A 12,088-nucleotide genomic window follows, 5' to 3' on the forward strand; every position below is an offset into this window, starting at 1 on the left:
TTAAGAGAAAGCGTTTTATGCTTGCTCTAGTGCCTCACCTGCAATCGGACCACCGTCTTTACGGGTGATGACCACAGTAGCTGAACGAGGAACTTTACCTAACGCACTGTAGCGGGTACTTTGGTTTGCTGGCCAAGCACCACCTGGATGCTGAACATTGACAAAGATCGCTTTATAGTCAGGTGTAATGGTTACCCCGGTAATTTCACAGCCAGATGGACCAACCAGGAAGCGGCGGACACGGTCATTAGAAAGCTGTGCGCCCACAATTGTTTCTTGACCACCTGCTTTGGTACTTGCTGCAATCGCGGTACCGCCATCACCGACTGAACCTGGAAGTGCTGCAAGCATCATACAGTTGGTTTCATCTGTATATTGACCATCATCGGTTTGAATCCAAAGGATACCACGTGGGTCAAACCACATACCATCCGGGCTAGAGAAGTCGTTCATATCGTCTAGACCAGACAGGTTGATGTTTGACTCAGCGCGTGCTTCAGCACCAAATAAGAAGATATCCCATTTAAATGCTGTAGCGGCTACCGTGTCGCCTTCTTCACGGAAGCGAATAATATGGCCATTCATGTTTCCGAAACTACTTGCGCTTGTGCCCTTGAAGTCAATATAGCTACGTGGGTTAGCGGCATCAGTTGGATACGAACGACCACGGCTGCTGTTATTGGTTAAGGTGACATAAACTTCGCCATTTTCAGGGTTCACTGCAACCCATTCTGGGCGGTCCATTTTGGTTGCACCAACGTGGTCTGCAGCAAGACGGGCATGAACAACGACATCATCCTGACCGGAGAAAGGATAGATTGCATTCGCAGAGGTGAGGCCATTCTGGTTATGCGACAGTTCTAACCATTCACCGGTACCATCATCATTGAACTTGGCAACATATAATGTACCGTTATTCATATATTTGTCGCCAGCAGCATAGCCGCCGTTGACATCTTTAGGGTCCCACACTGCATCTGATACGAACTTATAGATATATTCACCTGTCGCATCATCACCCATATAGAACGCTAATGGCTGACCAGGGATCGGGTTACTACAACGACAATCTTCATGTGCAAAACGGCCGAGTGCAGTACGTTTTACTGGACGTTCAGTTGCGCTAAACGGGTCAATTTCAACAATAAAGCCACAAGTGTTCATGACATTACGGTAGTCTGCTAGCGCGTTTTCACCTTTAACTGAAATATCCCAACGATCATACAGATCTTTGTCACCAGTTAACTCGGCAACTGGAGTATTCCATAAATATTGCGAAGAACGGGCATTAGCACCACCACGACCATAACGTGATAAGGCAATTTCTTCTTTTGCAATGGCACGTGTGTCATTGGCTTGACGAGCGAAATAACCGCTCCAGTTTTCTTCTGCAGTCAGATATGTCCCCCAAGGTGTATAACCGTTACCGCAGTTTGCAAATGTACCACGTGTTAAAGTACCGTCTTGAGAGAATCGGGTTTTAACCAGATCAGAACCGCGCGCTGGACCACGGATTTCCATTTCAGTTGCGGCAGTAATACGACGGTTAAATTCAGAATTTAAATTAATTTTAACGTCTTGGGTATTTTCATCTTTGCTAATTTCAACAACAGATACACCGTGAGCATTTACTTCACGTAAAACCTGATCTTCAGGGCGGATGCCATCTACTGAAATCGTGCCCACAGGGGTATGTAACTGAGATTGCTGCAGATACTCATGGTTTAATACCAGCAAGCCTTGTTTTGATTCTTTGGCAGCATAGTTTTTGTTGGTTGGATGCATACCGAAGAAGCTCATACCATCATGGTTATCGCCGGCACGGAATTGATAAGATGCACCTGATGGTAGTTCAGCATCGGTTTTTTCTGGATAAGTAGGGTTAATTGGATCGCCTACTGCATATAACACTTTTAGCTGGTAACCTGCAGGAACACTGAAGAAGTTCGCTGTATTTTTTCTCACAGGTTCAAAGGTTAATTTATTCGGGCGGGCGTTCAGATCGCTCCACTCATGCTGATCAGGAGAGGTTGTGTCTGGAGGAGTAGTTGGATTTTCACCTGAATTAGCAGAATCATTATCATCATCTGAACAGCCGCTCACGCTTGCTGCAAATGCTAATGCCATTGCCCCACTTGTAGTTTTTGCAATAAAACCACGACGATTCATATGTTGATCAAGAATCGTTTGAAAATGCGTATTATTTGAAGTGTTACTATCTTCGGTCAGATCCTGACACGGAATCATTTCATCGTTGTTCATTTAAAAGTCCTAGCTTTTCTTTAATGGCTTGGTTGCTGCTTAAAAGCTAGAAATAAACTACCCGCTGAATATGACAGTACCTTGAAGAAAATATTTCAAAAAAGTTAAATAAGAACAATGGTTTACTAAAATAAAAAAGAGCAGCCGGAGCTGCTCTTTTTTAATCGGGTTTGTAAAAACTTATTCTGCAGCCAGCCGACGCTTCTCAATCAGCTTGCCTGCAAATAAGCCCAATTCGAATAACATCCACATTGGAAGAGCCAGCATAATCATCGACAGTGCATCCGGTGGGGTAACAAACATCGAAACAAAGAAACAGCCAACAATAATAAAGCGGCGTTTCTCGACCAGCTGCTGGGTACTGACCACACCAATTAAAATCAGTAATAGGGTAATAATTGGAATTTCAAAGGTAAACCCGAACACCAAAAACAGCTTCAAACAAAAGGTCAGATAGCTATTAATATCCGTCATCGGGGCAACCGTTTCCGGCGACACACTGATGAAAAAATGCAAAATTGACGGCAGTGCAATAAAGTAAGCAAATGAAATCCCAATATAGAACAGGGCAATACTGCTTATGAGCAACGGCAATGCCAGGCTTTTCTCTTTTTCATATAATGCTGGTTTTACGAAAGCCCACAGCTGATAAATAATAAACGGCATCGCAATCATCAACGCCACAAAAAAGTTCAGCTTAAACGGTGCCATAAAGGTGGCCGTGACATCGGTAGCAATCATGGTCGATGAAGTCGGCAACTGCGCACGCAGCGGCTCAGATAAAATCTGATAGGTGCGATTGGCAAAAGGCAATAAGCAGAAAAACAGCGCAATAACCAGGCCCACAATCTTAAATAAATGCTTGCGCAGAATCACCAGATGTTTGGTGATCGGCATTTCTTCTAAAGCAGCTTGCTCGCCCACTGTCGCCGCTGGCAATTGAGAAGGAGAACTTTGACTCATACAGCCACCTTATAATCGGTAAATTGTGATGTGGTCGGAGGGATAGCTTCAGTCGCGGTTAGCGGTTGATGCTGAGGACGCAGCAACAGCGAAGGTTGCGGGGCAATAAAGGTATAACGCGTCGGCAAATTTTTATTATCCGTTGCAGCGGTCTGGTTCGGTTGTTCTTCCGCGAATATTTTTTGTTGTTTTAGCTCATGCATCTGAGACTGCATTTTTTGCTCAAGTTCCTGAATACGTGCCATTTCCTGTTGCATCTGTTCACGCAGTTCAGAAAGTCGAAGTTCCCGATCAATATCATTTTGCACATTGCTGATGGTACGTTTAATTTTGCCGTACCACTTTCCAACAAAACGTGCAGCTTCAGGCAGCTTTTCTGGACCCAGCACCAATAATGCAATGATGCCGAAAAACAGCAGCTCCGTCATTCCAATATTGAGCATAACAAAATTACCTGAAAAATTATTGTTTTACAGTCGTGTTAACATCAGATGATGTCGCCTGATGTTCAATGGTCCGTGGCTCGTTCAGGGCCGCAGTGGTCGTTTCATCATCTTTAATTGATTTTTTAAAGTCTTTAACCGCACCGCCCACATCTTTACCCAGGTTTTTCAGTTTAGATGTACCAAACAGAAGAATTACCACAATTGCAAAAATCAGAACGTGCCAGATCGATAAACCAGCCATAATATTTACCTCTTTTTAATTCAAGACATATCTCAACAGGTCTAGATGACAGCGAGGTGACAGGAATATTGCGATTCAAAGACAACAGATGGGCTAAAAGCATGTTTTGCCATCAATTATGTTAGGATAATCACCACTTTTTACCTTTCTGTGTACCCGCATGGTGCTGCTGCTTCCGTTAATTTCATTTCTGATTGGATACTTCGGGGTCGCGTATTTAAAGCCGGTGCGTCCGGTGCTAGCGATGTTACTGGCCCGGCTGTTTATTCCGTTACTGATTATCTACAACATGGTGTTTTATCAGGACGGCAGCTTGTGGCTGATTGGTTTTAGTCTGATCAGTTCCATCCTTTTCTTTGCGGTCTTTTATATCTTGCAAAAAGATAAACTGATCGCACTGTGCTTCAGTTATTTAAATGGGGCCTGGCTGGGTTTTCCCTTTGCCTTGGCCCTGTTTGGACCTGCGGCCAGCAGTATTATTGTGGCGCTGTATATTGGCGGATCCTTATTTGGCAATGTTTGTGCGGTGATGGCGGTGAGCCAGACCCGGCAAGAATTAAAGTTTATTGTTAAAAATGTGCTGCTTTCACCGCCGGTGATTGCCCTGAGTCTGGCGGGTATTCTGTCTTTTTGGGATGTGAGCCAGTTTGAACATCAGACCTGGCTACAAGTCATTTACCAAAGCAATAAAGTACTGGTGACCTTTGCCGGCATGTGTGTGCTGGGGATGTGGCTGAGTAAAGTCCGGATTGGCTGGGCTGACTTAAAACGCAGCTTGGGTTTACTGGTCGCACGTATTCCGCTGGCCTTGTTGCTATGTGCTGTGGCGTACTGGTGTTTACCCATTCCGCAGCAGACCTTGATTTATGCCGTCATGCTGATGTTTTTCCTGCTGCCACCGGCTGCCAATATTGTGGCACTAGAAACCCATTATCAGGGCACCGGTGATTCTGCCAAATATATTGCCTCAGGAACGATTGCCAGTGCGATTTTGATTGGCGTATATGGCGTGGTGGTGCATGCGGTGGTGCCGGGTTTATAAATCAAAAAGTTCTCTCTCCCTTTGGGAGAGAGTTAGAGAGAGGGTATAAAAGTTTTTGAAAGTCCTTCTTTATTAAAGAGGGGGATTTACGGAAACCCTTTGTAGAAATGAGCAATATTTTAGCGTCAGAAGAAAGATGTATAGAAGAATCTCTCCCAGCCTCCCTTTTTCAAAGGGAGGAGTTTTAAAAGGATGTTACTTCTCCAAACTCGCTTTAAACAGCTGCATCGCCTGACCTCGATGGCTGATCTTATTTTTTTCTTCCTTGCTCATCTCGGCGCTGGAAATACCCAGCTCCGGTAACCAGAACAGTGGATCATAACCAAAACCATTTTCACCACGTGGTGCATCCAGAATTTCACCTTGCCAGATGCCCTGGAAAATTTGTGGCAATGGATCTTCGGCATGCTGCACTAGGGCCAGCACACAAACAAACATACCTTCAATCGCTGTTCCATCTTTGCGTAAAGGCAGTAAGTCTGCCAGCAGTTTTTCATTATTGGCGGCATCATTGCCATGTGCGCCGGCATAACGGGCAGAGTAAATTCCCGGTGCGCCGTCCAGTGCCGGTACGCAAATCCCGGAATCATCAGCAATCGCGGGTTTGCCAGAAATTTTAGAGGCATGACGCGCTTTAATAATCGCATTTTCAACAAAGCTCAGGCCATCTTCAATGGCATCTTCAATATTAAGCTGGCCTTGCGGGATGACATCAACCGGTAAATTCAGTTCTGCAAACAGTTTTTCAAATTCCGCAATTTTGCCTTTGTTATTGCTGGCTAGAACCAGGGTGCCTTGAGAGAGCCAAGCAGGTGCAGTCATCTCGAATTACTCATGATTGAAAACATGCCGGCTAGTTTAACCGAAAACCACCAGACAGCAGGCATGAAAAAAGCACCCGAAGGTGCTAGTGTTTTTGAACCTGGCTTATTGCGCCTGAATCCATTTGTCGGCACGGTCACGCGCCTGACGAATCTGTTCCTGGGTCAGGTTGGCAGCTAAAGCCGTTTTTTTGCCTTCAGATAAAGAAATCACTTTATTGTCGAGCATGCCATCACGGGTAGACAGTTCATACCACTGATAAGCACCCATATAGTTTTTCTTTTTCTCTTCCATCATCGCCAAGTTAAAGCTGGCGCGATTATCACCGCGGCTGGCCGCTTTTTCAAAATACTGACGGGCCAGGACTTCATCTTTTTTGGTGCCAATGCCATCAGCCAGCATACGGCCTACGTTCAATTGGGCTGAAGACAGTCCCTGATCGGCAGCGGCTTTATACCAGGCAAAGGCCTGACGTTCATCTTTGGCGACATCCTGACCATGCAGATATTTGGTTGCCAGATAGAACTGCGCACCGGCCTGACCGGCTTTGGCAGCTTTAATCAAACCCTGAATGTCCATCACCGAATACTGGGCGGCCTGGCTCGATACCGAACTGCCTGGTGCCACATAATCTGCATGCACCTGCAGGCTAAAAAGTCCAACCAGTAGCGTCGTGCTTAATAATAATTTTTTCATAGAGCGCTCACTCGATAAATTGCGACTTCACCAAACAGATTCGGGATATGTTTACTGAGTAAACTAACTTGTTGATCCCCATTCACAGCGAGTCGATTAATAATACGGATATTGTTTTCAGCACAGAGTGCTTCGAAATCACGGAAAGTACAGAGGTGGATGTTTGGGGTGTTGTACCACATATACGGCAAAGCTTCTGAAACCGGCATTTTTCCTTTCAGTGCCAGGAAAGAACGGGCCTTCCAGTGGGCAAAGTTCGGAAAGGTAATAATCGCCTGTTTTCCGACACGCACCATATCACGCAATAATACGTCAGGTGCATCTACAGCTTGCAAGGCTTGTGCCATGACCACATAGTCAAAAGACTGGTCGGCAAAGCGGCTTAAACCGAGGTTTAAGTCTTGTTGGATGATATTTAACCCCCGACTGACGGCAATTGCAATCTTTTCTTGGTCAATTTCCAGGCCGTAAGCACGAATATTGTGCTTTTTACTCATGTGGGCCAGCAGTTCACCATCACCACAACCGAGGTCTAAAACGCGGGAACCGGGCTTAATCCACTTTTCGGCAAGTTGCTGATCAATACGCATTACACAGCCTCCTGCGGGGTTGCCTTGAGGTGTTCTGCACCTCCCAAAAATGCTCTTAAAGATTTGACATATAACGGAATCGGGAACAGGAAGGAGTCATGGCCCTGTTCGGCATCAATATCTAAATAGCTGACCGGTTTATGGTTGCTAATCAGCGCATCGACAATTTCCTGCGAACGCGAAGGCGAGAAACGCCAGTCGGTGGTAAACGAAATCACCAGGAACTGGCATTGGGTATGGGCCATGGCCTGTACCAGCGACTGTTCGTATTCACGCGACGGATCAAAATAATCCAGCGCCTTGGTCATAATTAAATAGGTGTTGGCATCAAAGTTACGGCTGAACTGTTCACCTTGATAGCGCAAATAGCTTTCCACCTGAAACTCGACATCGAAACCGTACATGAATTTGCCCAGTTTCAGGTCACGGCCAAATTTCTGCTTCATGGCTTCTTCAGACAGATAGGTGATGTGTCCGACCATCCGCGCCAGAATCAGGCCACGTTTTGGATAGCTGTCATGTTCCAGATAACGGCCATGATGAAAATCAGGATCTGAAAGAATCGACTGACGCGCGACTTCATTAAAGGCAATATTCTGTGCCGACAGTTTTGGCGCACTGGCAATAATCACACATTTTTCCAGACGGTCCGGATAATCAACCGACCATTGCAAGGCCTGCATGCCCCCCAAAGAACCGCCAATCACTGCATACCATTTTTGAATGCCTAAGCGGTCTGATAGCATGGCCTGGGTTTTGACCCAGTCACGCACCGTCACCAGCGGGAAATCCGGACCATAAGGGCGGTTTTCATTTTCCGGGTTGGGTGAGGTTGGACCGGTCGAACCATGACAGCCACCAATATTGTTCAGTGCCACCACAAAGAATTTAGAGGTATCAATGGCTTTGCCCGGACCAATACAGCTGTCCCACCAGCCAGACTTTTTATCATCTTCATGATGATAGCCCGCCGCATGATGATGCCCGGACAGGGCATGGCAGATTAAAATGGCATTGGATTTGTCGGCATTCAAGCTTCCGTAAGTTTCAACCATCAGTTCAAAACGTGGCAGAATGCGTCCACATTCCAGCTCTAACGGCTCTTCAAATTGAAACTGTTGTGGCGTTACGACACCCACAGAGTTAGCAGGGAAAGACACAGGAATAATTCGCCTTAGAATCTTTAGAATGAATAAATAAAAAGGATACCACTTGGGGTATCCTTTCTAAAGTACTTTATGTGCTTAAACGGCAGCAGCAACCAATTGTTCTTTGCTTAATACGCCCTGATCAATCAGACGGTTAGTGCTGGCAATAATGGCTTCAATGGATGAAGTCACAATGTTGTCATGCACCCCGGCACCAAAGGCAGATTTACCGGTACCTTTCACCTGCAACTCAACCAAGGCCAAGGCTTTGGCATTGGCACCCGAGCTGATGCCGCGTTCTTCATAGTTCAAGACATCAATTGGTAACTGCAAGGCATCCAAAATGGCCGAGATCGGACCGTTACCTTCACCGCGCAACTGCTGTGTCGAGCCATTCACCACCACTTCAAGTTCAATTACCTGTTTGCCATTGTCATCAGACAATTTATAGCTCTTGGCAGAATAATGTGAATCTTTGGCATCGACATAGGTTTGCTGGAACAATGACCAGATTTGCTGTGCTGAAATTTCAGTGCCTTCTTCATCGGTCACTTGCTGCACCACTTGCGAGAACTCGATTTGTACACGACGCGGCAACACCACGTTGTAGTTCGATTCTAACAAGTAAGCAATCCCGCCTTTACCTGACTGCGAGTTCACCCGAATCACGGCATCATAGTCACGGCCCAAGTCTTTCGGATCGATTGGCAAGTAAGGCATATCCCAGATTTCTTCGTTTTTCTGGTATTCAAAGCCTTTTTTAATCGCATCCTGGTGTGAACCCGAGAACGCCGTGAACACCAAATCACCGGCATATGGATGACGTGGATGCACAGGTAAACCGGTACATTCTTCTACGGTCGCAATAATTTCGTTGATGTTAGAGAAATCCAATTCTGGTGCCACGCCCTGGGTGTACATGTTCAAGGCAATTGCTGCCACGTCAACGTTACCGGTACGCTCGCCGTTACCAAACACACAACCTTCAACACGGTCAGCACCGGCCATAATTGCCAATTCAGAGGCAGCAATACCACAGCCACGGTCGTTATGACAGTGAACAGAGATGATCACCCCGTCACGACGTTTGATGTTGCGGTGCATCCACTCGACCTGGTCGGCATATACGTTTGGAGTCGAAACTTCTACAGTCGCAGGCAAGTTTAAGATGACTTTGTTTTCAGGAGAAGCTTCCCAGATTTCAGTCACGGCGTCACAGACATCTTTAGCCACTTCCAATTCAGTTGCGGTGAAACATTCCGGGCTGTACTGGAAAATCCAGTCGGTTTCAGGATATTGCGCTGCGTATTCTTTCACTTTTTCAGCAGCGTTAATGGCCAACTGTTTGGCACCCGCGACATCAACATTCAAGACTTTTTGACGGAAGGTTGGCGAGTTGGAGTTATAGATATGTACAATCGCGCGTTTTGCACCTTCCAATGCTTCAAAGGTACGCTGAATCAAATGGTCACGTGCCTGAACCAAAACCTCGATATACACATCATCTGGAATGTGGTTTTCTTCAATCAATTTACGGGTGAAATCGAAGTCAATTTGTGAAGCAGACGGGAAGCCAATTTCAATATGCTTAAAGCCAATTTTCACCAACATCTGGAACATTTTGAACTTCTGTTCAATGCTCATTGGTTCGAAAATTGCCTGGTTACCATCACGCAGGTCGGTGCTCATCCAGATAGGCGCTTTTGTAATTTCGTTGTTCGGCCATTGACGGTCTGGCAAGTCAACACGTTGATACATGCGACGATATTTTTTACTTGGATCAGCCAACATCATGAGGTAACTCCTTGTGAAGCATGGGTTGCTTAAGCTTATAAAAAAGCAACGTACTACTTATATAGATGGTATCTATGGTATCAATTTACAAGCGTATTTCCGGAAAATATTAGGATCAGTCCACATTTTCAGAAAGAGTTGCTACCTGGCTGGTACCGTTCGCGGTCTTGCAAATTCCTAAGATAAATATAAGCCAACTGAAGTGGAAATTATTCTCTTAATTTGCATCATTACATGTTGTGGAGATAAAAAATTTCACTGGATCTGGTTTTTGTGAAAAATATAGCGACTATTGATCTCTTGCAGGCGCGCCGTTCCCATTAAAGCCATGGTCACTTCCAGTTCTTCCCGCAAAATTTTAATCACATGCGCCACACCTAACGCACCGGCTACTGCCAGACCATAAATATACGGCCGGCCAATCAGCACGGCGGATGCGCCCAAGGCCAGCGCCTTAAAAATATCGGAGCCGCGGCGGATGCCACCATCCAGCACTAAGGGAAAATTTGCCGGCAGTTGTGTGCGTATCATCTGTAGAGCTGTCAGTGGGCTAATGCAGTCATCTAGCACCCGGCCACCATGATTGGAAATGACCAGTCCCTGTACACCGTATTGCAATGCCAGTTGAGCATCTTCAGGATGCACAATGCCTTTGAGCAGCACCGGTAAAGACGTTTGCTGTACCAGCCAGGCGATATCTTCCCAGGTCGGTGCCTGTTGCATCAGACCATCAAACAGGGGATGTTGCTCTGGCCTGAGGATGGGGGATGTAAAGGAAGATAGATGCGGATGAGGCAGATGCGCCGGCACTTGAAAACCGGCCCGACGTTCACGGTCACGAACGCCGCTATGCGGTGAATCGACGGTCACCACAATGGCTTTAAACTGTTGTTGCTCTGCCAGTTGCACCAGTGCCAGCGATTGTTCGCGATTGCCTTGCCAATACAGCTGAAACCATTTAAGAGAGGTTGTTGGCGCAACTTCACGCAGATCGGTAGTACTTAAATGACTCAGGACCAGATTACTGCCCACTGCTTCTGCTGCGAGGGCAGTGGCCAGTTCGCCCTGTGGATGAAACAGTTGCTGATGGCCAACCGGGGCTAGAAAAATTGGATGGGGAAATTCCTGCCCGAACAGTTCGCAGCGGGTATGGCCTTGGCTCAGGTCACGCAGCATTCTGGGCAGCAGTTGCAGCTGCTGAAACTGGTCCAGATTCTGTTGCAGGCTGCGCTCATCCATCGCGCCCCCTTGTAAATAGTGCCAGGTGGTCGGCGTTAAATGCTTGCTGGCCTGAGCTTCATAGTCGGCAATAGTTTGCAGATAAGCGGGAATCTGAGTAAGCGGCGGCAGTGGCTGGGCAGGCATCATAGTTCGCCCCATTGACGTAGCAGATTATGATAATGCGCGGTCAGTTGCAGCACTTGTTCATTATCGCCAAGTTGCTGGCGTAGTTGGCCGATGGTCATATCCAAATTAAACAGCATGCTGCGCTGCCAGTCATCGCGAATCATGCTTTGTGCCCAGGTAAAGGCGGCAATGCGCCGGCCGGCAGTAACCGGTTCTACCCGATGCAGGCTGGTGGCGGGATAGAGAATCACATCGCCGGCATCCAGTTTAACCTCATGTGCGCCATAGGTATCTTCAATCACCAGTTCGCCACCTTGATATTCTTCCGGTTCAGACAAAAATAAGGTCATGGAAACATCAGTACGAATCAGCTGCTGATGTGCAGCCGAATAATGCACGGCGCTGTCGACATGATTGCCATACGTCCCTTGCTGCTGATAGCAGTTAAACATTGGCCGCAGAATATGTTTGGCTAAGGTCGCAGATTGTACCAGTGGATGCTGTCTCAGTGCCTGTTCAATCTGTTCAGCCAGCGCTGGATACACCAGATGCTGTGGGTCAAATTGCAGATTGTGTTTGCTTTTCTTGGCCTGTGGCCCGGCACTGTGCTGGCCATCAATCCAGGCGGTGTGCTGGTCGAGCTGCTGACGGATGTCAGCCACGGCCGCTTTACTGAGAACTTGAGGAACATGCAGCATCATGAGACTTGAATCATCCTTCAGACAGAGCGCTGTCTG

The 12,088-nt window shown here is 46.7% G+C and carries 12 protein-coding genes; 1 reads left to right on the forward strand and 11 read right to left on the reverse strand.

Features of this window, described 5'->3' with window-relative positions:
- Positions 1 to 15: 15 nt before the first annotated feature.
- From FTU55_RS07600 to tatA, 4 genes are all read right to left on the reverse strand, one after another.
- Positions 16 to 2,262, reverse strand: a complete 2,247-nt coding sequence (locus FTU55_RS07600; protein WP_104505419.1) for a PhoX family phosphatase — start codon at positions 2,260 to 2,262, stop codon at positions 16 to 18.
- 180 nt (positions 2,263 to 2,442) lie between these two features.
- A complete protein-coding gene (tatC, locus tag FTU55_RS07605; protein ID WP_171431653.1) occupies positions 2,443 to 3,225 on the reverse strand; it encodes a twin-arginine translocase subunit TatC in 783 nt (260 codons plus the stop codon).
- On the reverse strand, positions 3,222 to 3,668 hold the full coding sequence (tatB, locus tag FTU55_RS07610; protein ID WP_016658555.1) for a Sec-independent protein translocase protein TatB: 447 nt from the start codon (positions 3,666 to 3,668) through the stop codon (positions 3,222 to 3,224). The genes tatC and tatB overlap by 4 nt, the downstream gene beginning before the upstream one ends.
- A 19-nt stretch (positions 3,669 to 3,687) precedes the next feature.
- Complete coding sequence (tatA, locus tag FTU55_RS07615; protein ID WP_005180185.1) at positions 3,688 to 3,912, reverse strand: Sec-independent protein translocase subunit TatA; 225 nt, start codon at positions 3,910 to 3,912, stop codon at positions 3,688 to 3,690.
- Positions 3,913 to 4,072: 160 nt separating this feature from the next.
- Here tatA and FTU55_RS07620 point away from each other — a divergent pair, with 160 nt between their 5' ends.
- The gene (locus tag FTU55_RS07620) at positions 4,073 to 4,954 is read left to right on the forward strand and encodes a permease (protein ID WP_180046677.1); all 882 of its coding nucleotides are present in this window, start codon (positions 4,073 to 4,075) and stop codon (positions 4,952 to 4,954) included.
- Between the two features lie 195 nt (positions 4,955 to 5,149).
- On the opposite strand, the gene rdgB is transcribed toward FTU55_RS07620, so the two are convergent.
- The 7 genes from rdgB to FTU55_RS07655 all read right to left on the reverse strand — a co-directional run bounded on the left by rdgB (position 5,150) and on the right by FTU55_RS07655 (position 12,052).
- Positions 5,150 to 5,776, reverse strand: a complete 627-nt coding sequence (rdgB, locus tag FTU55_RS07625) for an RdgB/HAM1 family non-canonical purine NTP pyrophosphatase (RefSeq protein WP_104494687.1) — start codon at positions 5,774 to 5,776, stop codon at positions 5,150 to 5,152.
- 105 nt (positions 5,777 to 5,881) lie between these two features.
- Complete coding sequence (locus tag FTU55_RS07630; RefSeq protein ID WP_075167424.1) at positions 5,882 to 6,472, reverse strand: tetratricopeptide repeat protein; 591 nt, start codon at positions 6,470 to 6,472, stop codon at positions 5,882 to 5,884.
- The gene (metW, locus tag FTU55_RS07635; RefSeq protein ID WP_016658558.1) at positions 6,469 to 7,062 is read right to left on the reverse strand and encodes a methionine biosynthesis protein MetW; all 594 of its coding nucleotides are present in this window, start codon (positions 7,060 to 7,062) and stop codon (positions 6,469 to 6,471) included. The genes FTU55_RS07630 and metW overlap by 4 nt, the downstream gene beginning before the upstream one ends.
- On the reverse strand, positions 7,062 to 8,222 hold the full coding sequence (locus FTU55_RS07640; protein ID WP_005180176.1) for a homoserine O-acetyltransferase: 1,161 nt from the start codon (positions 8,220 to 8,222) through the stop codon (positions 7,062 to 7,064). The genes metW and FTU55_RS07640 overlap by 1 nt, the downstream gene beginning before the upstream one ends.
- An 84-nt stretch (positions 8,223 to 8,306) precedes the next feature.
- Entirely contained in the window at positions 8,307 to 10,004 is a 1,698-nt protein-coding gene (gene leuA / locus FTU55_RS07645; protein WP_005180175.1) for a 2-isopropylmalate synthase, read from the reverse strand.
- Between the two features lie 255 nt (positions 10,005 to 10,259).
- Complete coding sequence (locus tag FTU55_RS07650) at positions 10,260 to 11,372, reverse strand: alpha-hydroxy acid oxidase (protein ID WP_373685461.1); 1,113 nt, start codon at positions 11,370 to 11,372, stop codon at positions 10,260 to 10,262.
- Entirely contained in the window at positions 11,369 to 12,052 is a 684-nt protein-coding gene (locus tag FTU55_RS07655) for a Fe2+-dependent dioxygenase (RefSeq protein WP_104499714.1), read from the reverse strand. Before FTU55_RS07655 ends, FTU55_RS07650 begins: the two co-directional genes overlap by 4 nt.
- Between the last annotated feature and the right edge of the window lie 36 nt (positions 12,053 to 12,088).

The sequence above is a fragment of the Acinetobacter sp. YH12117 genome (assembly GCF_013418865.1).
Taxonomy (GTDB): domain Bacteria; phylum Pseudomonadota; class Gammaproteobacteria; order Pseudomonadales; family Moraxellaceae; genus Acinetobacter; species Acinetobacter indicus.

Coding starts and splice junctions, on each gene's coding strand:
- FTU55_RS07630 (WP_075167424.1), bottom strand. CDS start 6,472: ATGAAAAAATTATTATTAAGCACGACGCTACTGGTTGGACTTTTTAGC.
- tatC (WP_171431653.1), bottom strand. CDS start 3,225: ATGAGTCAAAGTTCTCCTTCTCAATTGCCAGCGGCGACAGTGGGCGAG.
- leuA (WP_005180175.1), bottom strand. CDS start 10,004: ATGATGTTGGCTGATCCAAGTAAAAAATATCGTCGCATGTATCAACGT.
- tatB (WP_016658555.1), bottom strand. CDS start 3,668: ATGCTCAATATTGGAATGACGGAGCTGCTGTTTTTCGGCATCATTGCA.
- metW (WP_016658558.1), bottom strand. CDS start 7,062: ATGCGTATTGATCAGCAACTTGCCGAAAAGTGGATTAAGCCCGGTTCC.
- rdgB (WP_104494687.1), bottom strand. CDS start 5,776: ATGACTGCACCTGCTTGGCTCTCTCAAGGCACCCTGGTTCTAGCCAGC.
- FTU55_RS07655 (WP_104499714.1), bottom strand. CDS start 12,052: ATGATGCTGCATGTTCCTCAAGTTCTCAGTAAAGCGGCCGTGGCTGAC.
- FTU55_RS07600 (WP_104505419.1), bottom strand. CDS start 2,262: ATGAACAACGATGAAATGATTCCGTGTCAGGATCTGACCGAAGATAGT.
- tatA (WP_005180185.1), bottom strand. CDS start 3,912: ATGGCTGGTTTATCGATCTGGCACGTTCTGATTTTTGCAATTGTGGTA.
- FTU55_RS07650 (WP_373685461.1), bottom strand. CDS start 11,372: ATGATGCCTGCCCAGCCACTGCCGCCGCTTACTCAGATTCCCGCTTAT.
- FTU55_RS07620 (WP_180046677.1), top strand. CDS start 4,073: ATGGTGCTGCTGCTTCCGTTAATTTCATTTCTGATTGGATACTTCGGG.